Source organism: Pseudoalteromonas sp. NBT06-2 (assembly GCF_002276045.1).
In the GTDB taxonomy this organism is placed as follows: domain Bacteria; phylum Pseudomonadota; class Gammaproteobacteria; order Enterobacterales; family Alteromonadaceae; genus Pseudoalteromonas.
Window position 1 is genome coordinate 57,770 of record NZ_NQMR01000025.1, and the last position, 26,246, is coordinate 84,015.

The 26,246-nt window shown below is 37.0% G+C and carries 25 protein-coding genes; 8 read left to right on the forward strand and 17 right to left on the reverse strand.

The features are described from left to right. Nucleotides 1-26: 26 nt before the first annotated feature. From CJF42_RS07445 to xdhA, 8 genes are all read right to left on the reverse strand, one after another. A complete protein-coding gene (locus CJF42_RS07445; protein WP_095366075.1) occupies nt 27-560 on the reverse strand; it encodes an ureidoglycolate lyase in 534 nt (177 codons plus the stop codon). Nucleotides 561-562: 2 nt separating this feature from the next. Then, the gene (uraH, locus tag CJF42_RS07450) at nt 563-904 is read right to left on the reverse strand and encodes a hydroxyisourate hydrolase (protein ID WP_095366076.1); all 342 of its coding nucleotides are present in this window, start codon (nt 902-904) and stop codon (nt 563-565) included. A 100-nt stretch (nt 905-1,004) separates the two neighbouring features. Then, nucleotides 1,005-1,505: a 2-oxo-4-hydroxy-4-carboxy-5-ureidoimidazoline decarboxylase gene (gene uraD, locus CJF42_RS07455; RefSeq protein WP_095366077.1), complete on the reverse strand. Its 501-nt coding sequence runs from the start codon at nt 1,503-1,505 to the stop codon at nt 1,005-1,007. Between the two features lie 66 nt (nt 1,506-1,571). Beyond that, on the reverse strand, nt 1,572-2,588 hold the full coding sequence (gene alc, locus CJF42_RS07460; RefSeq protein ID WP_095366078.1) for an allantoicase: 1,017 nt from the start codon (nt 2,586-2,588) through the stop codon (nt 1,572-1,574). 126 nt (nt 2,589-2,714) lie between these two features. Next, complete coding sequence (gene allB / locus CJF42_RS07465) at nt 2,715-4,103, reverse strand: allantoinase AllB (RefSeq protein WP_095366079.1); 1,389 nt, start codon at nt 4,101-4,103, stop codon at nt 2,715-2,717. Between the two features lie 111 nt (nt 4,104-4,214). Further along, nucleotides 4,215-5,123, reverse strand: coding sequence for a xanthine dehydrogenase accessory protein XdhC (gene xdhC, locus CJF42_RS07470; RefSeq protein ID WP_252097550.1), 909 nt, complete (start codon nt 5,121-5,123; stop codon nt 4,215-4,217). An 18-nt stretch (nt 5,124-5,141) separates the two neighbouring features. Beyond that, a complete protein-coding gene (gene xdhB / locus CJF42_RS07475) occupies nt 5,142-7,478 on the reverse strand; it encodes a xanthine dehydrogenase molybdopterin binding subunit (protein WP_095366080.1) in 2,337 nt (778 codons plus the stop codon). Beyond that, complete coding sequence (gene xdhA / locus CJF42_RS07480; protein WP_095366081.1) at nt 7,471-8,919, reverse strand: xanthine dehydrogenase small subunit; 1,449 nt, start codon at nt 8,917-8,919, stop codon at nt 7,471-7,473. The genes xdhB and xdhA overlap by 8 nt, the downstream gene beginning before the upstream one ends. 828 nt (nt 8,920-9,747) lie before the next feature. Here xdhA and CJF42_RS07485 point away from each other — a divergent pair. From CJF42_RS07485 to CJF42_RS07495, 3 genes are all read left to right on the forward strand, one after another. Further along, a complete protein-coding gene (locus tag CJF42_RS07485; RefSeq protein WP_170940519.1) occupies nt 9,748-10,446 on the forward strand; it encodes a thermostable hemolysin in 699 nt (232 codons plus the stop codon). A 43-nt stretch (nt 10,447-10,489) separates the two neighbouring features. After that, nucleotides 10,490-11,188 (forward strand): tetratricopeptide repeat protein, encoded by a 699-nt coding sequence (locus CJF42_RS07490; RefSeq protein ID WP_252097551.1) that lies wholly within the window; start codon nt 10,490-10,492, stop codon nt 11,186-11,188. Between the two features lie 407 nt (nt 11,189-11,595). Continuing rightward, complete coding sequence (locus CJF42_RS07495; RefSeq protein WP_095366083.1) at nt 11,596-12,945, forward strand: GGDEF domain-containing protein; 1,350 nt, start codon at nt 11,596-11,598, stop codon at nt 12,943-12,945. A gap of 352 nt (nt 12,946-13,297) precedes the next feature. Here the strand turns inward: CJF42_RS07495 and CJF42_RS07500 are convergent, their stop codons facing one another. The 6 genes from CJF42_RS07500 to CJF42_RS07525 form a co-directional block, all read right to left on the reverse strand. Next, nucleotides 13,298-14,203, reverse strand: a complete 906-nt coding sequence (locus CJF42_RS07500; protein ID WP_095366084.1) for a class I SAM-dependent methyltransferase — start codon at nt 14,201-14,203, stop codon at nt 13,298-13,300. Between the two features lie 155 nt (nt 14,204-14,358). Continuing rightward, on the reverse strand, nt 14,359-15,732 hold the full coding sequence (locus tag CJF42_RS07505) for an ATP-binding protein (protein ID WP_095366085.1): 1,374 nt from the start codon (nt 15,730-15,732) through the stop codon (nt 14,359-14,361). After that, nucleotides 15,722-16,387 carry a response regulator gene (locus CJF42_RS07510; RefSeq protein ID WP_095366086.1) on the reverse strand — a complete coding sequence of 222 codons (666 nt, stop codon included), beginning with the start codon at nt 16,385-16,387 and terminating at the stop codon, nt 15,722-15,724. Before CJF42_RS07510 ends, CJF42_RS07505 begins: the two co-directional genes overlap by 11 nt. A gap of 91 nt (nt 16,388-16,478) precedes the next feature. Continuing rightward, on the reverse strand, nt 16,479-17,309 hold the full coding sequence (locus tag CJF42_RS07515; RefSeq protein WP_212668785.1) for an SDR family oxidoreductase: 831 nt from the start codon (nt 17,307-17,309) through the stop codon (nt 16,479-16,481). A 69-nt stretch (nt 17,310-17,378) separates the two neighbouring features. Continuing rightward, on the reverse strand, nt 17,379-18,257 hold the full coding sequence (locus CJF42_RS07520) for a TauD/TfdA family dioxygenase (protein WP_170940520.1): 879 nt from the start codon (nt 18,255-18,257) through the stop codon (nt 17,379-17,381). A gap of 49 nt (nt 18,258-18,306) precedes the next feature. After that, nucleotides 18,307-19,806, reverse strand: a complete 1,500-nt coding sequence (locus CJF42_RS07525) for an AMP-binding protein (RefSeq protein WP_095366088.1) — start codon at nt 19,804-19,806, stop codon at nt 18,307-18,309. 393 nt (nt 19,807-20,199) lie between these two features. On the opposite strand from CJF42_RS07525, the gene tnpA (CJF42_RS07530) reads away from it, so the two are divergent. Genes tnpA (CJF42_RS07530) through tnpC form a run of 3 tightly spaced genes read left to right on the forward strand, consistent with a single transcriptional unit; the run spans nt 20,200 to nt 22,405 of the window. Next, entirely contained in the window at nt 20,200-20,508 is a 309-nt protein-coding gene (gene tnpA / locus CJF42_RS07530; protein WP_095366089.1) for an IS66 family insertion sequence element accessory protein TnpA, read from the forward strand. Further along, nucleotides 20,508-20,849, forward strand: a complete 342-nt coding sequence (gene tnpB, locus CJF42_RS07535) for an IS66 family insertion sequence element accessory protein TnpB (protein WP_095366090.1) — start codon at nt 20,508-20,510, stop codon at nt 20,847-20,849. Before tnpA (CJF42_RS07530) ends, tnpB begins: the two co-directional genes overlap by 1 nt. A gap of 20 nt (nt 20,850-20,869) precedes the next feature. Next, nucleotides 20,870-22,405 (forward strand): IS66 family transposase, encoded by a 1,536-nt coding sequence (gene tnpC / locus CJF42_RS07540; RefSeq protein ID WP_095366091.1) that lies wholly within the window; start codon nt 20,870-20,872, stop codon nt 22,403-22,405. A 249-nt stretch (nt 22,406-22,654) separates the two neighbouring features. Here tnpC and CJF42_RS07545 read toward each other — a convergent pair whose 3' ends face one another. Next, the gene (locus CJF42_RS07545) at nt 22,655-22,843 is read right to left on the reverse strand and encodes a hypothetical protein (protein WP_252097552.1); all 189 of its coding nucleotides are present in this window, start codon (nt 22,841-22,843) and stop codon (nt 22,655-22,657) included. Nucleotides 22,844-23,298: 455 nt separating this feature from the next. Between CJF42_RS07545 and CJF42_RS07550 the strand changes: the two genes are divergently transcribed. Next, nucleotides 23,299-23,814: a hypothetical protein gene (locus CJF42_RS07550; RefSeq protein WP_095366092.1), complete on the forward strand. Its 516-nt coding sequence runs from the start codon at nt 23,299-23,301 to the stop codon at nt 23,812-23,814. Nucleotides 23,815-23,842: 28 nt separating this feature from the next. On the opposite strand, the gene tnpA (CJF42_RS28075) is transcribed toward CJF42_RS07550, so the two are convergent. Next, nucleotides 23,843-24,058 (reverse strand): IS200/IS605 family transposase, encoded by a 216-nt coding sequence (gene tnpA, locus CJF42_RS28075; RefSeq protein ID WP_353651675.1) that lies wholly within the window; start codon nt 24,056-24,058, stop codon nt 23,843-23,845. A 217-nt stretch (nt 24,059-24,275) separates the two neighbouring features. Here tnpA (CJF42_RS28075) and CJF42_RS07560 point away from each other — a divergent pair, with 217 nt between their 5' ends. Then, complete coding sequence (locus tag CJF42_RS07560; RefSeq protein ID WP_095366093.1) at nt 24,276-25,502, forward strand: RNA-guided endonuclease InsQ/TnpB family protein; 1,227 nt, start codon at nt 24,276-24,278, stop codon at nt 25,500-25,502. Between the two features lie 147 nt (nt 25,503-25,649). Here CJF42_RS07560 and CJF42_RS27325 read toward each other — a convergent pair. Then, a partial coding sequence (locus tag CJF42_RS27325; protein WP_170940521.1) for a hypothetical protein occupies nt 25,650-26,246 on the reverse strand: 597 nt, incomplete at its 5' end.

Consider the following 26,246-nt stretch of genomic DNA (forward strand, 5'->3'; position numbering starts at 1 on the left):
AACTTAATTTTACTATTTATATATTTCTAAAAACGAATTGTGATTTTTTGTTCATCTATTAAGGCGATTTCATCACAGTTATCACCTTTACCACCGCGATCTACAACTAAAAAGTCACTTTGCTCATTAAGGGCTAAACAGAAGTGATGCCAGGTTCCTTTATGATAATTAACGCCTTGTTCTGCTGTGGCTAAAAATACACGTATTTTTGTTAAGTCTAGATCACCCTTAGGTGCGACAACCACTAAATACGGATTAGTTCCCATAGGTATAAATGCTTGACTACCTTTAGGGTGACGTTCCATCATGCCAATCTGAATTGGCAAAGCCAAAGGCGTAGAACGGAAAATATTTATTATGGCTTTACCATCATTATCAGTGACATCAACATCAGCTAAATTATGATAACGCGTTGTGAAACCTTGATTAATTTCAAAGCTTTTAACAGAATCAACACATTCAATTACATCACCAAATTCAGTAAATTCAGCCGCAACTAATGGCACTGCTTCAATAAATTTTTTACCTTTGTCATCTTCATTGATATAACAGTGCTGCATAACTAACTGCCTCTATAAGTTGAGTAACCATAAGCAGTTAATAACAATGGAATATGGTAATGAGTACCATTGCTATCTATGCTAAATACGATATCAACATAAGGATAAAAACCTTGCTCTTGATTTAAGTCAAAATAAGACTTAGTATCAAAATGCATACGGTAGTTACCTGCATCTAATACAAGATCATCATCTAACAAACCTGCAATACGACCATCTTCATTGGTGATCCCTTGTGAAATCACTTGCCATTGCCCTGCTACTTCTTTAAATAATTGAATAGGTACTGAGCTCGCTGGTAGCCCTTTTGTTGTATCTAATACGTGAGTTGTTATTTGGCTCATTTGTTTTCCTAAATGCTGTTATTTAGTCTTAAGGTCTTGCTAAACTTAATTCAAACCGAATTTCGAGTGTTACATCTTGTTCTGAACCTTATGTCTTATCCTAAGAGAACTTATTTAATCTAATATGGAAGATTTTACGTTGCTCTTCTGCGGCATTTTTAAATTCAGTTTCACGATCATTATCTATACGCGCTTCTAATAGAGCCAACATTTGCGCTGCACTTTTACCAGTAGCACATACAATGAAAATAAAACCAAATTTGCCATGATAATCATCATTGCCTTTTGCTAAGGCTTTAATGGTTGCTTCATCTGCCGCATTCATGCCCGATTGCTCACCCGCTGCTAGCCTTTTTGTATTAGCGTACTTTTTCATTAAGCTACTGACGTCACCAATTTTAGGATGACCATCAAAGGCTTCTAAATAATCACCTTCTGATAATCCAATCCAGTTTGAATTTGCAGCTTCAAATAAGGCATCTAAATCTACATAAGGACGAGACTCCACCATTTTTGATACCCAAGCACTTGATGTACAACACTGCATAAATGCATGTTTTGCTTGTGCTACGTCCATTGCGTTAATGTCTTGAAAATTCATAATGCACCTTTAAACAATAAAAATGCTTCTCATCCCTGAAAAGCCAATGAAAACTGATTTGTTAATCTATTTCGGTAAGCCAAATAAACGCAAGCGAGAAATTCCGCCATCAGGGTATATATTTAGGCGAATATGGCTAAATGCATTACTGCCACTCGTTATCTCATTAATAAATAAATGTTCACGATCTGCAAAAAGCTTGGTTTTACAGATCACTTCTTGCCATTCAACATTGCCATCTAATACATCTTTGTCTTTACCATTAGTTGCTTCTAGCGAAAAAGTATCTGGGAAGTTACCTTTAAAGTGGGCTGTATCTACAATCAGTTTTTGCAAGTCACCAGGAACCGCTAATTTTACAATTGACCAATCAGGACCCGGATCACGACGGCGTTTCGTTTCCCAACCATCGCCCATATTCACACCACGACCAGGCATAATAAGATTACTTTTATCGCTAAAGAACATATCTGAACATAACAAAGCACGGGCACCATTTTTAATAGATGCTAAATCAATTAATTCACCTTCAACAAAATTATTAGGATCTAATTTAGGATCGCCATAAACGCGAAAACGTGCGACACCGCCATCAGGAAACATATTCAACCTAACATGAGTCCAAACTTGCTCTTTATTTTCTAAATCATCATTAACAGGAAAAAGGTTTTGGCTATGTGCAGCTGTAGAGCTTTGCTTTAAAATCGTTGTCCAAACTGCATCGTTTATATCGCCATCACAATGACATGCTTCAACTGAAACAGATTGCGGTGCATTGCCTCTAAAGTGATTTGTGTCTATATCAAAACCACGGATCACACCAGGAACACCAAGACGAATTGTACACCAGTCAAATTCACGACCATTATCACGGCCATAGCTACGACGTGACTCCCAACCATCCATCCATTTACCACGATCGGTAAATTTTTCTTCGATAAAAATACCACGACCTGGTTTGATCAGATTTTCCATTTCAGCAAAAAAATCATCGCTACAAGCGAGTGTTTCGCCACCTAAACGTGCCTGTGCCATATCGATAAAATGTTGGGTGTAATAAGTGTTCAATTCCTCTTGATTCATTTGTTTCTCTCTGTTGTTTTAGCCCGATATTAATCGTGCACACTTTGATTAAACAAACGCGACTAAAGTCCCGTCTATCGCTTTTCATTTTTAAGCTGCACGACTAAAGCACAGTCTATATTCACTCTAAATTCGGCCTTTAAGTAAAGGTTGACCTACAGGTGTATTAATAAATTCATCATTGTCATAAACGGTTTGGCCTCGTAAATATGTACGCTCTACACGCCCTCTTACAATGCGCCCTTCGTATGGTGTAATTTTGTGCCTATGCTTAATCATCTCATTGGTAATTACGTATTCAGATTCATCATCAAACACGATAAAATCAGCGTGATAACCCACTTTGATATGACCTTTAATATGATCCATACCAATAAATTTTGCTGTTTGCGCACTCATCCAATGGGCGATATCGGTTAAATCAAAGCCACGCTCTGTAGCTTGTGTCCAAATCAAAGGTAATCCAAATTGCAGTGCTGAAATTCCACCCCAAGCTTTTTCTACATCCCCACTATCAATATGTTTTAATTGCGGTGTACATGGAGAGTGATCAGATACAATAAAATCAATTACGCCATTTTTAAGACCTTGCCAAAGTTGATGACGGTTATCGTTTTCACGAATTGGCGGACAACATTTAAATAATGTTTTACCATCAGGAATTTCTTCAGAAAATAAAGTGAGGTAATGCGGACAAGTTTCAATTGTTAAACTGAGACCTTCTTCACGGGCAGCCTTAATACTACTGATCGCTTCAGCACTTGATAAATGCACAATATGAACATGACAGTCTTGATCATTCGCTTTCACTTCTCGGTTCAGATCTATCATCATATCAATGGCATCATTTTCCCAAGACTTAGGGCGAGAATCTAAAAATGTTTGATAACTATGACCTATTTCAGCGGGTTCACTATTACCACAATCAAGCTCTGCATGAATTAAATAAGGCGAGTTATGTTTCGCTAAAATCGGCATGGCTTTGCGTAAATCATCCACTTCCATATTTGGAAACTCTTCAATGCCAGAGTCTATTAAAAATGATTTAACACCTAACACACCTGCATCTAATAATTCATCTAAATCATTTACGCTATCAGGAATAACACCACCCCAAAAACCACAATCAACCCAAAGTTTATCAACTACAGCATCTAGTTTTTCATCAAATGCCTGTTTGTTAATGGTTACTGGAATACAGTTTAAAGGCATATCGACTAATGTAGTAATACCACCCGCTGCCGCAGCTTGAGTCGCAGTATTAAAACCTTCCCATTCAGTACGTCCTGGTTCATTAATATGCACATGACTATCAACTAAACCTGGCATTAATACTTTATTACCTAAATCTTCAACTGCGCAACCAGGCTCACAATTGTATTCTCTGATCGAATCTATCAGTCCATTTTTAATAATAACAGTAGCTGCATGAACGCCTTTTTCTGTCACAACACGTTGGCTGCGAATGGCAAAATGATTTGTCGGATTTTGGTTTTTAATATTGCTACTAGACATCTTTTTCACTCTTAGTTAATTGTGTTATGCGACATTTTGATTGTTATTGTCATCGCTATCTTGCGCTTTTAATGCAAACCATCGCTTACTAATTTATGTTGTTTACGTTTTTTATTGCGTAAGTTCCGCGCTACCTTTTTGCTCTTGGCTTTGATCCGTTTGTTTAGCATACTGTTCTTGATCATCAATCATTGATTTTAATTGTGTCCACTCAACACCTTGTTTATTTGGTGTCGGCTCAAGTTCTGCTTGATATAAGCCAATAATTTCACCAACAATTGATACCGCAACTTCCATCGGTAACTTACCTGGAACATTACTTAAGCCCACAGGACATGCGATTTTGTTTACTAATTCTTTTTTTATGCCGCGATGGTCGAATCTTTGTTGAAATCTCTTCCATTTAGTATCTGAACCAATTAAACCTAAATACTTAAAGTCTTCACGCTTTAAGATGGCACTGCAAATATCAAAATCTCTTTGGTGGTTATGAGTTAAAACAACGTAATAACTATTAGCTGGCATATTGGCAATTTCATCAATAGGGTTATCTGTGATCACGTGATTGGTATTATTAGCCGCTACTTCAGGGAATAATTCTTCACGTTCATCTACCCAATGTAATTTAACCGGTAAACCTGCAAGCATAGGGGCGATTGCATGGCCAACATGACCGGCACCAAATAACATAATATTGATATGTGAGCTGGTAAAGCTTTCAAATAAAACACTTGTTGTACCACCACAACATTGGCCCAATTTGGGACCTAATGGAAAGTGCTCTAAATGCTGCATTTGCTCGCATTTAGCTAAAATATCTAAAGCAATTTTTGTTGCTTTATGCTCTAAATGACCACCACCTATGGTATCGAATGAGGCGTGACTACTTACCACCATCTTGGTGCCACTATCTCTTGGAGCAGAACCACGAACACCAAGAATTGTCACTAAAACATACGCTTCGCCTTTAGCTGTTAATTCTTTTACTGCGTCAACCCAACAGGTATTTGGTGTCATCATGGTTCTACTCCTACATTTTTACTGTGCTTTCATTTGTTGAACAGCCATCAAGACACGCTCAGGTGTTGCTGGCGTATGTAAAATTGGGCTCAACCTATAATTACTTACACTTGATACTGCATCTCTTAATGCAGACCAAACTGAAATAGCTAACATAAATGGTGGTTCACCTACAGCTTTAGAGTTATAAATTGTGGCTTCACGATTTGGTTCATTTTGTAGCAGTTCTACATTAAATATTTCTGGCATATCAGCGATAGCTGGAATTTTATAAGTTGCCGGACCATTGGTCATGAGGCGACCTTTTTCATTCCAAACAAGCTCTTCAGTGGTTAACCAACCCATACCTTGAACAAATGCACCTTCAATTTGACCTAAGTCGATTGCAGGGTTAAGTGAGTCACCTACATCATGTAATACATCAACACGTTCAACTTTATATTCACCTGTTAGGGTATCAATTAAAACTTCTGAACATGACACTCCATTTGCGTAATAGAAAAATGGGCGACCATTGGCTTTATCGCGGTTATAATGAATTTTTGGTGTTTTATAAAAACCAGTAGAAGATAAAGAAACGCGATTCATATAAGCCAATTGAATTAGCTCTGCAAATGCCATGACTTTTTCTTCGCCAATATGCACTTGATTATCTAAGAACATCACTTCATCTTGCCTGACTGAAAAATGCTCGCTTGCAAATTTCACTAATCTTGCACGAATTTTTTTTGCTGCATTTTGTGCTGCTTTACCATTTAAATCTGTACCTGATGATGCTGCCGTAGGTGAGGTATTTGGCACTTTATCAGTACGAGTTGCACTGCATACAATATTATCAATATCTACTTGGAATTCTTGTGCGACAACTTGCGCTACTTTGGTATTTAAGCCTTGCCCCATTTCAGTACCACCGTGATTTAACTGAATTGAGCCATCTGTATAAAGATGAATTAGGGCACCTGCCTGGTTTAAATGCTGCACTGTAAATGAAATGCCAAATTTAACCGGGGTGAGAGCGATGCCCTTCTTCAAGAATGGATTTTCTTTATTAAACTTGGCGATTTGGGCACGACGTTTTTGATACTCACAATCAACTTCAAGCTTTTCGATCATCATAGGTAAAATATTATGTTCTACCGTTTGACCATAATGAGTAACATTCCTATCTGTTTGACCATACAAGTTTAATTTACGCACTTCTAACGGATCTTTTCCTACTTTACGAGCAATATCATCCATGACACCTTCAATAGAAATCATACCTTGTGGACCACCAAATCCACGATATGCCGTATGTGATACTGTATTGGTTTTACAACGATTACCAACAACATGAGCATGCTCTAAAAAGTATGCGTTATCACTGTGGAACATAGCACGATCAACAATGGCATCAGATAGATCAGGTGAATAACCACAGTTGCCGTTAATATTAAATTCAATGCCTTTAATTAAACCTTCACTATCAAAGCCTGTACGGTAATCATTTTCGAACGGATGACGCTTTCCTGTTAAAGTCATATCATCAACACGATTTAAACGTAATTTAACGCATCGACCCGTTTTATTAGCAAGTAATGCTGCAATGCATGCCCAAGGTGCTGCTTGTGTTTCTTTTCCACCAAAACCACCACCCATACGGCGCATATCCACAACGACTTTATTAAATGGAATATTTAATACTTCGGCTACTAAAATTTGTACTTCTGAAGGATGTTGGCTTGAAGTGTAAATAATCATCCCGCCATCTTCTGTAGGCTCTGCGCTTGAGATCTGCCCCTCTAAATAAAAATGTTCTTGACCACCAATTTTAAGCGCGCCTTCTAATACATGCTCACTGCTATCAATTGCAGCTGGTGCATCACCACGACTTTGTGTATGTGTTGGACGGACAAAATTATTTTTAGCTAATGCATCTTTTACCGATAAAACAGGCTCTAGTTCTTTATATTCAACAACAGCTAACTTTGCTGCTTTTACTGCAACCTCATGACTTGTAGCAGCAACGGCAAACAGGGCTTGGCCCATAAATTCAACTTTATCTAAAACAAGTACTGGATCACCTTTAAATACAGGGCCAATGTCGAGATGTCCTGGTACATCAGTTGCGACTAAAACATCAACAACACCTGGTGTCGCTTTAACTTTGCTTAAATCTATAGATTTAACAATGCCATGCGCAATTGTTGTTTGACCAATTGCACCATGAAGATGATTTGCCATTATTGGACGGTCATCGATATATAAAGCTTTACCGCTCACATGTTTATCAGCACTTTCATGTTTTCTAGAAACACCAACTTTACCTATGACATTGCTAGATTTTTTACTTGGTAATTGGGTTAACTTACGCATGATAAAAAACTCCAGTATTGATGTTAGGTTGTGTTATTTCGATAAAGGCTTTTTGTAATAGGTTTTGCGCTACTTGCATTCTGTATTGCGCTGATGCGCGCACATCATTCATTGGAGTAAAATCAGTTGCTAAAGCGGTCATTGCACTTTCAATTGTACTTTGTGTCCAAGGTTGACCATTTAATGCTTTTTCACAGTTACTTGCACGTTTTGGAATACCTGCCATGCCACCAAATGCAATACGAGCACTTTTGATCACATCACCGTCGATTTCTAAATTAAATGCAGCTAACACCGCCGAAATATCATCATCAAAACGTTTCGATATTTTATATACTTTAAGGTGCATATTTTCTTTTGCTGTAGGAATGATGATGCTTTGAATGAATTCACTTTGTTGTTGCGATGTGACTTTATAATCTACAAAATAATCTTCTATAGGAATAACGCGATTATCATTACCTTTACGTAAATTAATTTGTGCATTAAGTGCAATTAAAACAGGCGATGTATCACCAATTGGTGAAGCATTACCTACATTACCCCCTAATGTGCCTTGATTTCGTATTTGCAGTGAACCAATACGCTCAATCATTTCACCAAATTCATGATATTCGGTAGCAAGATTAGGTGTGAAATCTGTATAAGGTAGTGCTGCACCAATTACAAACTCTGATTCATTTTGTTCAAATTTTTGTAATTCAGGTACATTGCCAACATAAATAATTGTACCTAAAACTTTCATCATTTGTGTTATTTCTAACACAATATCTGTACCACCAGCCACAATTCGCGCATCTGGATGAGCAAGCATCAATTCGCTTAATTCTGTTAATGTTGTAGGACTATAAGCGACTTGGTCACCTTGTGATAATTGCTGCATGGTCTCTTTTTGAATTATTGCCAGAGCTTCAATTGTTTGACCTTTATTACGGTCAAACTGATCTGGTCCATGACTACTAGCCGCTTTTGCCGCATCAATAATGGCGCGATAGCCAGTACAGCGACATAAGTTTCCTGCAAGAGCTTCCAATGTTTTTGCTTTTTTAGGCTCTGGAAAATTTTTATGTAAAGCAAATAAAGACATGATAAAACCCGGAGTGCAAAAACCACACTGAGAACCATGAAAATCAACCATGGCTTTTTGCACTGGGTGTAACTTATTTCCATCTTGCAAATCTTCAGCGGTGATCAACTGCTTACCATGTAAACTTGGTAATAAACTGATACAGGCATTTAAACTTTTATAACGTAAATTTCCACCAGCATACTCGGCAACGACAACAGTACATGCACCACAGTCCCCTGAAGCACAACCTTCTTTAGTGCCATTTTTACCTGCATTATTTCTTAGGTACTGGAGAATACTGGTATTTGGATTGATATCACTTAAGATCGTTAAACGATCATTAAGTAAAAATTGAATTTGATTATCAGTCATAAAATATTGCTTACCCTGCTCGCTTTTTATTTCTTTGTTATTCCTAGTAACAAAAATTGAAATGTTTGTTACTATAAACCTGACACTAATGTCAACTTACGTGAAATATAAGTTAATGACCGACATGAGTCAAGGCCGAATTTTAAGAAACAATTAAATACCCTTTAATAATAGACATTAAAAGTTAACAAAATATTAATAAAAAAATAGGTGTTCTGGGTTAAAGCTGTCAGCAAACAATAAAGTTTGATCAGAATACGACGTTATTCGCCAATAATGTATAGATTTTAAGGGTAAAGTTTGATCATTTAAGGAGTGGGCTGCAACTGATAACTACGCCTCATGACAATATAATTTGATCGTTTTTACTGTTTTATTGGCATGTAGCCAATGACCGCCTTGTGCCATCAACCGTTATTCAGTTAATAACCTTTATTTTCAACTTAAGTAAGAAAGCAGACGTTAGCTTTTATACTTTAAACGAAGGCTCAGTAGGTCTACAGAGGTGGATAGTATTAGCATGAAATCAGCCCTCCTAACGTTCCCTTAGATACGATTGCTGACCTTAATGAAAATTCTATTTTAATACTTAATTTGTTCTGTAGGCATAAAAACAAGATCTAAAGAGGGTCAGCTTTCTGATCATACAGCGGACATAAAATTAATACCTTTATCTTACTAAAGGACACATAACGCCTAAAGCTTAATTTATCTATTAACTGATTGGATTGCCCTATTAATGATTTAAAGTCACGGATTATCTCCTTAAGGGTTCTTTAAGGTTCATATATTACATTTGTCATCATCAACAAACGGGAGATGATGACAATGATAGGTTTAACCTCAAACAACCAAATCCAAACAGAAGTTTCATTAAGAAGAGATAAAGGAACTTTAATTGAGAAACAATTAAATTTTGATATTCAGCTTGCTCCTATTGGCAGTAAGAATAGAAATGAAATCGAAGCATTCATTAAGCAAGGATTCGCTAAAGCTTATAATGCAAAAATATCTATTACGACACCGCATTTATTAGCACTATCAAACGGTAATTATAAAGCCGCTTTAGGTATTCGTAGTGGACACGACAAGTTATTTTTAGAGCAATACCTTTCGGGCGCTATAGAGCAACAATCCGTTTTTTTAGACAATAACGTTAAACGACAAGATATTGTTGAAATAAGCCACCTATTTAGCAATGCAAAACGGTTTACCATTCCATTATTTATGGTAACAGCAGTATCATTATTTTATTTAAATTATAAGTATTTAGTATTTTCTGGCACGGAAAAAGTCATTAAGTTAATTGGTAATGCTGGTGTTTCAAAAACTCGAATAGGTAAAGCTGATCATAATAAAATAGCAACATCTACTGATGACTGGGGCAGTTACTACAGTACCAATCCCAAAATTATTGCGGTATCCCTTTCAGAAGTAATGTATCTCATTACTAAGCATCCGTTATACACAAAAATGTTTCAATCTCTCGATGGTCAAATTGCAAAAATTTGTCAACAACTTAGCTAGCCAACAAATCATTTATTATTCAACACATTAAAAAGGTATCACTATGAAAAATTTAAAAAAAATGACACTAACTAGCACAATAACAAAGCCACTTCTGTTATTAGCTTTGTTTTGCGGTTTTAACATTCACGTATTCGCTAATACGTCTGCTCAAAATGACTTTAGTCAAGCTTTAATAACATTACAACATCAATGGTCAGACGCTAATTATGCTAAAGATAAAGGTTTGAAAAAAAGTGCATTTCTCGCTTTACAAGAAGAATCAATTAAGCTCAAAACAGCTTTTCCAGAGCAAGCCGAAGCGTGGATTTGGCATGGCATTGTTCAATCAAGTTATGCTGGTTTTAAAGGTGGGCTTGGCGCTATTTCATTAGTCAATGATGCGAAAGAAGCATTAGAGAAAGCACTCATTATTGATGAAAATGCATTACAAGGCTCAGCCCATACAAGTCTAGGTATTTTGTATTTGAAAGTACCTGGGTGGCCTGTTAGTTTTGGCAACGACGACCAGTCAGAAAAACATTTAAAAACGGCATTAAAAATGAATCCAACAGGTATCGATGTAAATTATTTTTTAGCCGAATTTTATATTGAACAAAGCGAATATAATAAAGCGAAAGAGCATCTAGTTGCCGCAAGTTCGGCTCCAGCAAGACCAAATCGTAAAGATGCAGACAAATTTAGACAAGTAGAGATCAATGTGTTGCTTGCAACGGTCAATGAAGAACTAGGAGAGTATTAAGGTTAATAACTTGCTATATAGAATCGACTAAAACGCCTCTTTTACATTTAGTTTCGATCTGACTTATTTATTGTTCAGGTCGAAATATTCATATTTAATCGCCAGTAGAATACTCGCTCTGAGTACTTTAAATATTTCACGTCCATTATCAACGATAATAAACGAGTGCTGTTGCCGGCCAATCAAGCATTAGGCTATATATTCAGGGTAGGTATTTGCAATATCTTGGTGTAGTATTCTGTGGTTTTCATGATTATGGGTGAGTTTTTTTGTAGTGAAAAAATTTGATCACAAATAACCATGAAGATCAGTATTCCATACTTTGTGGGTATTAGTCAGAACCTAAAGTAGTCCCTAATGCTCTTATCGAGTATTTTTAGCTTAATAAAATTGTAGGTAATAATGTAATGACAAAATTTTTCCGTTGGACTATAGCTAAAAAATTTGGTGGTACAGTATTTATTTTACTTGTTATTATTTTAAGTTTATTGGTTCACTCAGTTATTGCTTTAACGAAAATTGAAGCTGAATTAAAAGAAATATCAACCATTGATGTGCCACTAACTAAACATGCAAATGAAATTGAGATCGCACAAGTAGAGCAACGCATATTAATGGATGAGCTTATCCGTAAAAAGTTACTCACCCACGAAGATACAAAAAAAGAAGAAACCGAAATTATTCGGTGGTCTGAAGAAATTGATAAGCAATTTGAAATTGCTATTAATATTTCACAAATTGCCGTGAATACTGTTTCATCAAATGAGTTTCATCATATTTTAATGACCTTAACAACATTAAAAGAAAAGCACGATAGTATTTACTTATTACTTAAACAATTAATCGACGGTGATAATACCGAAAAGCATTTAGACATGATTATTCAGCAGGATGAGGCCTTTGACCGTCTTGCGATTGCTCTTATTCATGCTATTGAAGAATTAACGCAACGTAAAGCCAAGGTTACCGTTAAGCATGAAGAACTGTTTGCCATGATTAGCTATTCTTTAGGGGGCGTAGGAGCAATTATAGGCATTGTATTAGCTGTGCTTATTATCATGAGTATTAAAGCAAGTATCAGCAAAATTACGCGCAATATTAATTTGGTCTCTTCTGCCATAGCATCAAATAAAGACATCCCTATTGATCAAGTGGAACAAGTGCAAAGTTCAGATGAGTTTGGTGAACTATCTCATGATTTAACTCATTTAATCTCTCAAGTTTCAAGTGATATTGATAAAAGAGAGAGAGTATCAAAACAACTTAATGAGCTCGCAACAAAAGATCATTTAACAAAATGCTACAATAGATTTAAGTGGGATGAGTCACGAGAACTAGAAGTTACACGAGCGCTTAATACTAAAGTTCCACTAGCATTGATCTTTTTTGATATTGATCATTTTAAGAAGGTAAATGATAATTTTGGTCATGACGTGGGCGATACAACATTAATTGATGTTGCTCGTATTGCGCAGCAAAGCATAAGACAGTTTGATACACTTTATCGTACCGGCGGAGAAGAGTTTTCAGTATTGCTGCCTAATACAGAATTACCCAATGCTGAACAATTAGCTGAAAGAATTAGAAAATCGATCGCTAGTTATCAATTTGAAACTGTTGGAAAAGTAACTGTAAGTTTAGGAGTCACAATTTTCAAAGGTGTAGCTGATAATGGTTCAACCTTTGCAAAGCGCGCAGATAGCGCGTTATATCAAGCAAAAGATGCAGGTCGAAATCAGGTTTCGGTTATAACATGATGCATATTGTCCAAGGTTGCCTGTATTATTTATCTTGAAAAACTTATATAGAAAAACATTTTTCTAACATCAACATAGTCACATAGAGAAAAAATCAGTGCTTCTGATAAATGGGTCAATATCTAAAACATGCTGGAGTGTAACTATTAACTATTATCGCTTCAACTGTATATCTAAAAGCGCTATTTAGAATAGGTTTTTGATTCCGGATAAGGATGGTTATAACAATGCCTGACTTAATCAATAGCGCAATTAAGTCAGGCATAATAATCAGCTAGCTAAAAACAACTATTGGCTGTTACAAACAAGCTATCTACTTATTTTAACTCTCTGACACCTTTAAAAAACAAGTTTAAGTGTTTCTTTTCAAAGAGGCTATATTCAGAAAACCATAAGGTTGAACACTCTCCCCTGAGTGATTTGTTAAATATCGCCACTCAAGTTGCTTTGGATTCATTAACTCTGTTAATTCAAAGCCTAATACTTTCATAGTAATTATTAATTCTTGCTGATTAATACCATAACTTACAGGCTCGCCCATTTTTTGTAATGATGACTTAAAGGCTTCACTGCCACGATAAATTCCGCCCGTAAGAATATCATCATAAACATAATCAAAAATAACTTGTGTGTTCTCTGGGAATAAAGCGATAACAGATAATAAGTTCTTAAAGGCATCTTCATGTAAAAAGTAGGAAACTCCATCAATAATGAAAACCGTTCTCTTATTTTTATCAACCCCTTGGCTTATTAACCAATCAAGATCAAAGTTATCTTTACCATTAAAGTCTGCTCCACAATAGTGAACTGAACTTTTTTCATCCACGCAAGCAGTTGAAGTGTTTTTTATTTTTTTCATCGCTGAACGTTTACGGGCAATCATTTCAGGATGATCTATTTCAAAGCACTTAATGCTGGCTAACTCGTCACGAAAACGGTAGGTTCTCGTATCATAACCTGCGCCTAATATTATTAACTGTTCAGGCTTTTCATCCTTCTTTAGTGCCTGTAACAACATGTCATCGATAGCTCTTGATTTAGCCATAATATAAGGTAAGCCACCAGGTAGTTTAATGGCATATATAGCTAAAATTAAAGAGCGTATTAAAGAGAAGCACAGAATAAACCGCATGAATTTAGATAAAAACACTTCGGCCATGTAGTCTTCGGTGCGAATGGTCTCACCATTTTCTTTATAACCAAGGGTACGTATTAATGCCATGATCTCTGCTGAGGAAGTGGTAGAGAATTTTTTCATATCAGAAGCCTTATTTACATTATTAATTGATAAATAATATAAAACCTGAAACTTAATGAAGTCTTAAGGCTTCTGAATTTAAATTTATATAGCCAGAAATAGTTTCTGTAATGGTCGGTAAAATGTATTTATATAAAATTACTCATTTTGCCTCTTTATAATATAAATTCTACGGCTAAACCGCCGCTACTCGCTTCTTTCAATCGCCAGTCAATTTCGTGAATATTTGCTATGCGATTAACGATAGCAAGACCTAAGCCTGAACCTTCTCCTATTGCATCAGGTGTTCTATAAAAACGATCTTTAACTCGCTCTCTTAACGCTTCGACTATACCTGCCCCAGCATCTTCAACGGTAATTTTTTTGTGAACACAATCAAGGGTGATCGTAATGGCAGATTGCTCTGGACTATACTTTATTGCGTTAGTCACGACATTACATAACATATTGTAGATAAGGGCTTGGTTACCTTTAATTGATAAAACTTCATCGTTTGGATTAGAGACAATATAGCGCAATGCTTGTTCTTTTTGTTCTGCTAAATGGGTAAAGTCACTAATAACCTGCTCAACTGTTTTTATAACATTTACTTGGCTAAAGTCATCTTCGATGAGTTGTGTATCTGCACGACTTAATGATAATAATTGCACTACAAGATGCGATAACCGGTGAATACTTTTTTTGATATTAATAATAGAAGAATCTAACGCGGTATCTTTGTTATCTTCTAAGACATTTTCGGTGTGTATCATTAATGCGGCTAACGGTGTTCTTAACTCATGCGCGGCATCTGAAGCAAAACGCCTTTCACGGTCATATTGCTCACTTAAATGGTCAAATAAGGTATTCACCGCACTAATTAAGCCGGTCACTTCTTCTGGCTCAGTTTTATAAGACAGTTTTTCTAAACTTGTATAGTTTTTTTCCTGAACATCACTCGCAATTAATTCAAGAGGTTTAAGCCCTTTGCGAATAACTAAACTCACCATTAATACAAAAAAAGGCGTGAGTAAAAATAAAGGTATCGCATGATCTAACGCTATGTGGTGAATTAATTCGTCACGAATATCCATCCGTTCACCCACCACTAAATGCCAGTCGTCTTCTTTTGAGTAAAGGGTAAAAATACGCCATTCAAACTCGCCCAATTCAATGTATGTATAACCTTGTGTTAAGTCAGACTCTGGATGTTCAGGCGCACTTGCTGAACGTAAAATAAGACCAGTATCGTCAATGACCTGAAAGGATATTTTTTTCTCATAATTATGCTGTACTGCATGAGGATCATTTTCTTTATTCAACAAGGCTTCTGTTAATGAATCACGATGCTTTTCAATGGTATCTTGGCTGGTCATGCCATGTAGTACCCGAGCAGATTGTGCCAAACTGGCATCAAATAACTCTTCCACTTCTTTAGCGGTATCATAATATACCCATACCGCAGGAATAATGGTCATCGCTAATGCCCATCCGACAATATGAAAGGTTAAATATCGACGAATAGAATAATGTTTTGTTTTACTTTTCATAACTTTCTAACTTATATCCCACACCACGAACCGTTTTAATGATCTCGGTATACAGTTTTTTACGTAAATGATGAACATGCACTTCGATGCTGTTACTTTCTACTTCGATATCCCACCCATAAACGACATCTTCTAACTTAGCTTTGCTGAGTACTCTATTTGGGTTATTCAAAAATTCTGCGAGGAGTGTTGTTTCTCTACGGCTTAGGTCAATTAACTTACCTTCTAGTGTTACTTCTAATGAAGCAGGGTTATAGGTAATGTTGCCATGCTTGAATACCGGGTCTACGTGTCCGTGGCTTCTACGACCTAGTGCTCTTAACCGTGCTTTTAATTCGCTTAACTCGAACGGTTTAATTAAGTAATCATCAGCTCCGGTGTCTAATCCGGTAATTTTATCTTCCACTGAATCACGTGCGGTTAAGATAAGAATAGGAATGTCTAATCCTGATTTTCTCGCCCCTTTTAGTATGTCAATGCCGTCTATATCAGGTAAACCCAGATCGAGTATGACTAGTTCAAACTCTTCAGTTAACAGTGCTTGTTTTGCCTGTAGTCCACTTTTCAACCAATCGGTTTGATAACCTTCTCGGTCTAGGGCCGTCTTTATTCCTTCACCTAACACTTGGTCGTCTTCTACTAATAAAATTCGCATTATCTATTCAACGTTATTAACACTAATAAACACTACGCTAAACTATTTAATAACTGACATCAATGACTTAAAATACTCAAACATTTTATCGCTAGGGTTCACAGGCAAACTTTTGAATGATTGGTAGTTGTTTCACTATTGATTTACTCACTATTGATGGAAATAATGCGTTAATTCGAACAAATAATTTTTCAGGCCAACCGATATAACGCTCGGTTTTATTTTGTTCAATTAACTTCAGTAACTCCAGAGCGACACGTTCAGGTAAATCTGTGGTGGTATTAAGTGCGGTATTTAGTTGTTTTATCTTGTCACTAATTAAATTTGTTTTGGTGGCTCTAGGCGATAAATATTTCACGTTTACATTTGTATCGGCTAATTCTCGAGACAAGGTCTGACTAAATCCTCTTAAAGCAAATTTACTTGCACAATAGGCAGAGTAGCCAGGAAAACCAATACTGCCAAAGGTTGAGCCAATATTAATTATTTGCGCTGAATCTTGCTTTAACAGCATAGGTAACAGTGCTTGTGTTAATTGAATTGGTGCAATGGTATTGGTGGAAATTATACGGTTAATTTCACTTCCACTGGTTTGTTCAAGTAAAGAAAATTGATTGATACCCGCATTATTAATCAATAAATTAATGTCAAATGTCAGCGTAGCTAAGTATTCAATTAATGCTTGGCGTTGTTCTGAGTCAACGAGATCTGCGGCAAATATTTCAACCTTATTAGTAGCACTTATGTTCGATGTTAAAAGTTCAGTTTTTAGGTCATTCAATTTATGACTATCTCGGCCAATTAACACCAAATTAGCGCCGTTATCGAATAATTGCTGGCTGAAAGCTTTTCCCATGCCGCCCGTAGCGCCTGTTAATAATACATTGCTGTTTTGCATTTTTGTCGATGATTGATTTTTCATGTGAATAACCTTTAATACTTGAATTTAAATAAAGCTAAATAAACCTACTGCTGAAAGCTTAATGAACGATTAAGTGCCCATGGCAATAAATAGCTGTCGGTCTACAAGATCACCATGTATTGCTCTTCGGCCATGCATTACTCTTTTATTATCAATAAGTACAACATCGCCATTTTTCCAATTAACTTCATGGGTATATTTTTCTGCCAAATCAGCCATTTGCTGTATCATTAAGTCACTTATTTGTTCACCATCGGCAAAGGTATAAGTGGGCTTTTCGTAATTAAATGAAGGGCCGAGTATGGCATTGGCGAAAGTTATTTCACTCAACTGATCCGTGCTCTCGTCGATTAAGCAAGGCTGAATGTCTAACTCATAATCTAAACTTCCATCACTATTAATAGTGCCACGCTGATGTGGGTTTACCGCAATAAAGTCTGCTAAATGTGTTTCATTAACTTCGTTCTCAGAATTTACGTTTGGGTGCTGAGCTGCTACATATTTACGCCATAAATGTGCTGGTAATTGTCTAGAGACTGTTACCCCTTGCTGCCATTTTTGTTGCAATTTTTCAGGCATATTTTTAAATAATGTTCGGCCATCACAAATTGTGGTTTGCGATCCATATTCTGCACTTTTAGCACTATAAAACCCGACATAGCGCGGAGGAAAAGGCGTGTTACCATTTTCTATATGTAAACCTACTGACTCTTTTCCCGCATTCACTTTTTGACTCGCTTTATCGGCAAAGTCTCTTGCAGGATCAAAGGTAAGTTGCTGACAAAACTGTTGCAGTAATTCACTAAACTTATTTAAATTGGTATTAAATCCTCTTAACAGTACCCAGCCGTCTCTAGCTAAATGTTTTTTTGTTAATTCAATGATTACTTCGTCATTTAAATCAGCTGTTAGGTCATGGTTTTGTGTTGGTGTAATTATGTTATTCATGTGCATTCCTTAAAACTTCTTCTAACGTTAGATTAAAGTTAAGCGAAAACTAAAGCTCAGCTAATTTTTCTTGATATACCTTTTCAATATTCCGTCTTTTTAAACGTCCATTATTTGTCAGTAAATTATTCTTAGGACTAAAGGGGGATTCAGCACGAACCCACTGGCGAATTTGTGCATAATCGGGTAAGCATTTATTAGATTCATCAATAGCATCTTGTATTTGTAGCTTGCTATAACAAGGAGAAACAACAACGGCAGATAACGATGGGCGTGCTTCGCCAAAAACGGCTATTTGTGAGATAAGAGGAGAAGCTGACAAACTTGCTTCAACCCATTCAGGGGATATGTTTCGACCAAAGCTACTGACAATTTTGTTGTTTTTTCTGCCGGAAACAAATATATAACCTTCTTCATCGATGTAACCTAAATCACCAGTATAAATACAGTCTAAAGGTTGGTCTAATTCACCTAAATAACCTAGCATTGATTGTCCTTCAATAACTATTTCACCGGCTTCACTAATGACAACATTTACATGCGGTAGAGGCTTTCCGACACTGCCAATTCTCTGCTGCCTCGATAAATTCAAGCTCACCACAGAGCCACATTCCGATAAGCCATAACCTTCAAAAACAGGTAAACCTAATTTCTTGGCTTGCTGTAAAATAGGTATTGACGATTTCCCGCCACCGACAGCAATAAACTGCAAGTTTACGCACTGCTTTGAAATGGTTTCATTAAACTCGTGAACTAAAAGCGTTAACATTTGCGGTAATACAATAAGGCTCCCCACTTGATGCAACTCTATTTTTTTAAGCAACTTACTGATATCAAATTCTGCATTTGACATAAAACCCAATGCAGCTAATGGTTCAGTTACTACCACGCCACCGTGCATTAAACATACATACACGCCAGCGACATTTTCTAACAGAGTTGCTAAAGGCAATACACATAAGTGATTTGTTGTTGCCATTGAGCTCATCGATGCTTCGATACTTTCGCATACAGCGCCAATGTTTTCAGCTGACAGGCATACCCCTTTAGGATCTCCTGTTGAGCCTGAGGTATAGGTTATTTTAATGCTATTCGCTAAATCGACTTTATTATCAGTTCCCTCTTTAGCGACGACTCGCAGCATAATAGTGTTTTCAAGGGGTAAAGTTGTTTCAGTATTTTCAAAATTTACAGATTTATTACTTTTTAAAATATCTGACAGTAAACTCTGCGTAATAATCGCCTCTACGCCAGCTGAGTTTACTAAATGATCGATTTGAGATTGTGTAAAGAACAAGGGAATTGGCACAAGCGTGACACCTAGTTTTGCCGCTGCTAAATCACAAAGTATCCACGCTGCACAGTTATCCATATAAAGACCTATGCACTGAACGCCTTCTGTTTCAAAAAATGAAGCAACATGAGTTATATGATCGACTAATTGTTGATTGGTAATGATGATTTGCGTACTTGCTTCGCTTGAAACTAACGCTCCTTGGTTAGGAAAGTTGATTGCTCGCTTATCTAATACTTCGAATAGTTGTTCCATGTTTTACCCTTTTAATTAATCACTTCAGATTTCTTAAAAAGATTATGAATAATGAACCTTACCTAAACCTTAAGGGGGTTATATTTAAATAATTCTTGCGACTAATTTATAGTTTCTATCTTGCTTAGGGCCGTTAGCGCCATAGAAATAATCTTCTAATGTCAGCTATCTTTGAAGATAGCTGACATAAAAGCTGGATCATTGGAGTAACTATTTCAACAAAACTTATCAATTTATAATTAATCCAAAACTGTCAGCTTTTGGCTAGCTGGAGTCATAATATAATCATTGGTTTTTGTGATTTCTTGGGGCGTAAGCGATCATTTTAAGACGTATTTCATCCTAACCTAAATTCTCTAAAATAATGCCATTATTTACTCACTAAGAAAAACAATGGCAAATATCCATAGAACATCTGAGCAATGGCAACAAATTTTCAAGCAACATGCATCAAGCGGCTTACAAATAGCAGCCTTCTGTAAACAACAAAAACTTAACCCATCAAGCTTCTATGCATGGCGTAAACGCTTAGCATTAACAAAAAACTCGTTTTGCCCAACCTTAGCTAACAAATCTACACCAGTAGAGGAAGATCAGGGTGATTGGGTGAATATTGTGCCTGATCAAGTAGTACCATCAAAAAGTTGGGATATAGAATTATCTTTACCTAACGGCGTTGTACTGCGCATGATGAATAACTAATGTTACTGCAAGATCCCAACTTATCCGTATGGCTTTATGCACACCCCGTTGATATGCGAAAACAATTTGATGGTTTAGCGGCTCTAGCACAGTCAAAACTAAAGCGGCCAGCTAATAGTGGTGAGCTATTTGTTTTTATCAATAAGCGTCGCACTTACATAAAAATCCTTTACTACAGCCGTGGCGGTTACTGTTTATGGAGCAAACGTCTTGAACAAGGGCAATTTCACCGAGTTAATGGTGATGAAGATAAACTGTCACTTAATTGGGCGCAATTACAGTGTTTAATTGAAGGTATTAATTGGCAAAAAGCACCACAAAACAAGCGCTATGTTAGGTAGGTTTTGTTATAATACACAGCATGAAAACAACTGAAACAACGCCCTTGCAACAAGATAAAATTCAAGTACTTGAAGAGCATGTTGCTGTGCTTGAACAGCAGCTTGATTGGTTCAAACGTCAACTCTTTGGTCGTAAATCAGAAAAACAATTACTTGATGAAGTAAGTGCTCAAGGCTCATTGTTCGCTACAGATAAAACATCCCCATCAATCGATACAACCACCGATATCAAAGCCCACAAGCGTAAATCCAACAAGCAACTTAATGGCGATGAAGTCAATGACACGGGTTTGCGTTTTGATGCGTCGGTTCCCACTAAAGTTATCGACATCCCTGCACCAGAATTACAAGGTGAAGACAGTGATAACTATGAAGTTATCGGCTATAAAGAAACCAACCGCTTAGCTCAGCAACCGGGCAGTTACACGATATTAATTTACCGTCGTCCTGTTGTTCGCCATAAAGGTGAGCAAACAGTGAAAATCACATCAGCACCAAGCAATGTACTTGAGGGTTGTTATGCTGATGTATCACTTATTGCAGGGTTAATGGTTGATAAAGGCGTTTACCATCTGCCACTTTATCGACAACATCAACGCATGATTGATTCAGGTGTTCATATCAGTCGAGCCACTTTGATTAACTGGGTTCAAAAAGGCATTGAACTCCTGCGGCCTATCTACCAAGCTAATCTGAAATCCATCATCAACAGTCAAACCCTTGCTATGGATGAAGTCCCAATAAAAGCAGGAAGAAAAAGCAAAGGCAAGATGAAACAAACTTACTTCTGGCCTATGTATGGTGACAACAATGAAATAGCCTTTACTTGGTCTAACTCTAGAGGTTTTTTGCATGCCCAAAATCAGCTTGAAAGATTTACAGGTACATTACTCACCGATGGGTATGCTGCTTACAGTAAAACCGTGGCAAAACTTAACGAGAAAGAAAAAAACATTACCCATGCCGCTTGTTGGGTGCATGCCAGACGCTATTTCGATGGAGCATTATTGATTGAGCCGATAGCAGCACAAAACGCCATTGACCAAATAGCACGGCTTTATAAAGTTGAGAAACACATCAAAGAAAACATCACTGAGGCAAGTGATGCGTTAGCCTATCGGCAAAAACACAGTGAGCCACTTGTTACTGAATTCTTTAATTGGATTTACGAGCAACGACAACGAACTGACTTAACACCAAAGAACCAACTCACCAAAGCCTTAAATTATGTGAATGAGCGGCAAGTTGAAATGAAAGTGTTCCTTGCTAACCCAAATGTTGCCATGGATACCAATCATCTAGAGAGAGCTTTACGTGTTATTCCCATGGGGCGAAAAAATTATTTGTTTTGTTGGAGTGAGTTAGGCGCTGAGCAGTTAGGTATTTTACAAAGTTTGCTGGTTACTTGCCGCTTACAAGAAATCAATCCCTATCATTATCTTGTTGATGTGTTGCAACGTGTCAGTATGCATCCCGCTTCAAAAGTTGAAGAGCTTACTCCAAGAGTTTGGAAAGAAAAGTTTGGTGATAATTTTTTAATGTCAGATCTGGCTTGAATGGGGTGATCTAACCCCAGAATGATCGGTTACCTTGGGGCGGAGTAGTTAGCTTTAGTGGAGTAAGCTCGAACGTCAGCTATAGAGAAAAAATGATTCTAGTCAGAAGATGCTTGGACGGCTGTTGATCGCTCTTAAGGGACATAAGCTTTATGTGAGTTTTTTTATAAAATTACTTAGAACAACGCTCGCTACCCAACATTCTTCTTTATTAAAAAATGATCAATCATTAATGTAACTGATCAAACTTTATTGTCTTTCGATACCAACACGACCTCTTTTCAAGCACTCATAGATCAAGAACTGCATACCTTCGACACAAAGCATACCTGATTCAATCCCTAGATCTGAATTGTCAGTCTCCCATGTTAATAACGGGAAGTTAGGGTATTTGATGCTTTCAATTTCAAAGTCAGACGTGGATTTCAGTATGATCATAACCATTACTCTATACCTGTATTAAAAACCAGTATAAGTAAGTATTTTAGGACGTCAATTGATGGTTACACTTTTGGGGATATATAACGATATCGGCATTATAATTAACCAGTGGTAAACTATCTTATAAAATGTTTACCACTTTGGTAGCTTTAATTTCCTTTTTGGTAATGTTCTTTAGTGCGCTGGTAAACTTTAACCCCATTGATTAAGGTATGTTTATTAAAAACAACAACAAAGTAACGTCCTTCAACAGCTGTCATTTACATTGATAAATTAAAATAAAGGTAGGACTTGCACCTGAACCTACATTAATCCAATAGAATAATTACATCGACACGGTGTAATTGATTGGTTTCTACATCTTTATTCGCGAATGCATACTTTTGATTTTAAAAGACCTTTCTCTTTTAAAAATGTTATAGTCACAATTCATTATTAGTCTGGAGATTGGTATGGATAAAGTATTAATTAAGGATCTAAATACAGGCATGTATGTCAAATTAATTGACGTTTCCTCAACTATTTGTCTTGCTGAATGGGAAATAGTATCTGCTGATGAAGCTACTGGTTTAATGAATAGTGAAGCACAATCATTTATCAAGGAGCATAATGATCACAGTTTCGAGATAGATGAGGTTAACTGTAAAACCAACTATATTGTAGAAACCGAGGAACAAGCTAACGAAGTGTTTTTTGCTGAAGTAAATCCGCCTTCATATTACTACGATGGTGATTTCGAGGATGATTTTCACCTTTCAATTCAAGATGAACGGAACATGTATGGGATGCATGTCCTATACAGTAATAAAGGGTATAATGAGTCCAATTTCTTGGTTCTAAAAGGCGATAGGCATGTTGTAGATTGTGACGGTCTATCTACATGGGAAATTGAGCAAAGTGGTAATTTTGGTTCGTTTGGATTTATGGAGTGGTTTTCTTTATCGAACACCGTCGAGAAAACCCAGTGATCTTTAGTCGCTGGGATGAATCGATAAGCTAACCTTGTTCTTGAATGTATTTTCTAATTGTATCAGAGGAAGCATTGCCAACAGAGCAAACAAAGTAGCCATCTGACCAAAACGTTTGTTCTAGCCAAAACTGCTTTTTAAGTGTAGGAAAAGCCCTCCAAGTTTGACTGGTGGTCATCTGTTTAATATTCCTGACATGCTGAGAAACGCTGTACTTTGGGCTTATCCTCATAAGAATATGAATGTGATCTTAGTCGATCTCAATTTCCTCAACTGAAAAGTCGGAGACTGCTGATATTTCAAATATAGAGGCCTTGATGAATTGACCTAAATCCCCAATCAATAGTTGTTTTCGATATTTAACCACCAGAATTAAATGAAGAGCAATTAGATACTTACAATGTGAATTGGTTTGATATTCCACTTGACAACCTCGTCTTACACAGTAGTCTGTACAGTATATGAAAAAGACGCTCAGATACAATTTTCGGCTCAAACCGACAGCAGAACAAGAAGCTAAACTCGTTGAGTTTTGTTCGTATGCTCGTGGATTGTGGAACCTATTGTTGTCTGAAAATATGCGTCGATATAGGTACGATAAAACATTTCTGTTTTACAATGAAATGGCTGGATTGATTCGGGATTTAAAAAAGTTTGAAGAGTTTTCATGGCTCAAAGCCTTTGACTCTGCCGCTTCTCAGCAAGTGGCGCGTGATTTGGAAACGGCTTTGAAAAATTCACTTACCAAAGGTCGGGTTCAGCAATTCCCGACTTTTAAGGTGAGTTTTAAGCAGAAAAAACTACACGATGATAGTTTTAGATGCGTCAATAACTCCAACTGCATTCGCATTGAAAAAGGTGCGATTAGCATTCCGAAAATTGGCAAAATTCCGATTATTCTGCATCGTAAATTAGCCAGTAAAATTAAGACTGCCACCGTCCAAATGTGTCATGGGAAGTGGGATATCTCACTAACTCAAGAAGTTGAGTGTAAGAGCGCAAAGCAAGTGCTATCAACGCTTGTAGGTTATGACATCAACAGTCAGCACACGGTTGTCGGCTCGAACGGTTGGTACGTTAAAAATCCGAAAGTTTTTAAAAAAGCATCAACGAAATTAAAACAAATTCAAGTCCAGCTGAGTCGTCGAAAGAAAGGCTCAAATCGCTGGCACAAAACAAAAACACGCTTAAATAAGCTTCACGGAAAAATCTCTCGCCAACGCCTCGCGTTCGCTCACGAAGTATCCTGCTCGATAGCCAAGACCAGTGATATCATAGTGTTTGAGGATTTAAACGTGAAAGGAATGCAGCAGTTTAACGGCCAAATGGTGAACGATAATGTGATGGGGGTGATCACAGAATTGACCAAATATAAGGCTGAATTAAATGGCTCTGTGTATCATGAAATTGGTCGATATGTGAAATCGTCAGGCATTTGTTGTGAATGTCAGCACGAACATAAATTCGATTTAAGTGTGCGAGAATTTGCCTGTGAAAACTGTAAAGTGGTGCAGTGTAGGGATTTAGCTGCTGCTAAATCTGTTGCAGATACAGGCGAAAAAGATTTAATGGCGACTGGGATAGTCGCCAGGGCGCTGCCCAAATTTCAGAAGAAATCACCTTCTAAAACGAAAGTCTTTGAGCAATCAAAGTTTGGTGTGGGAACTGAGAAAAAAGAAGCGGCCTAATTTAGGTTTGCAGAAGCCCCGTGATCTTTAGTCGCGGGGTAGTTCACTCATATCCATTCTATAACTTTGTAATTTAGTTTCAGAAGAAGGCATGGCACATCCCCAATTACTCAATCTTTATAATCATCAAGTACGCCTTTATGCAGATTATTTATTGTTAAAAATTTTTGCTGAAACACTAAAGCTTCTCACTTTTCCTGTTGGAATATGCTCGACAGTAACAGAGCAAATAAAGTTGTGTTCTCCCACATGAGGTACTGAAACATTCCAATTACTACCCGAAGAGTTACAATCTCCACTCCAACTTGATACATTCCAATCAACCGAATTACTGAAGCTAAAATGTTCACGCCCTAGATGATCACCTACACTCCAATGAGCTGACGTATCTTTTGAAATTGTTTGTAGACATCCGCCATGTCTTGCTCTATCAAATTCATGTGTATCAATATAACACCCTGCAACTACATTTTTAAACGGATTATCTGGAGTTGTATTTTGCCATGAATATGATTCTGAGTCTTGGTCGCTGTAAGCTGAAGATACACTATTAGTCACGATAATAGAAACGTTACCAGACATTGTACTTGAATCACTCACACTTCCTGATATAGAGCATGAAGGTGATGCACTACCACCAACAGAAACGCTACCTGAAGCGCAACTTCCTGAAGCTCCGCCCGATATAGACCAAGAATAATTACATCCTTGAGGACAGTTTGAGCCTGTTGCAGTCGTTAGCTG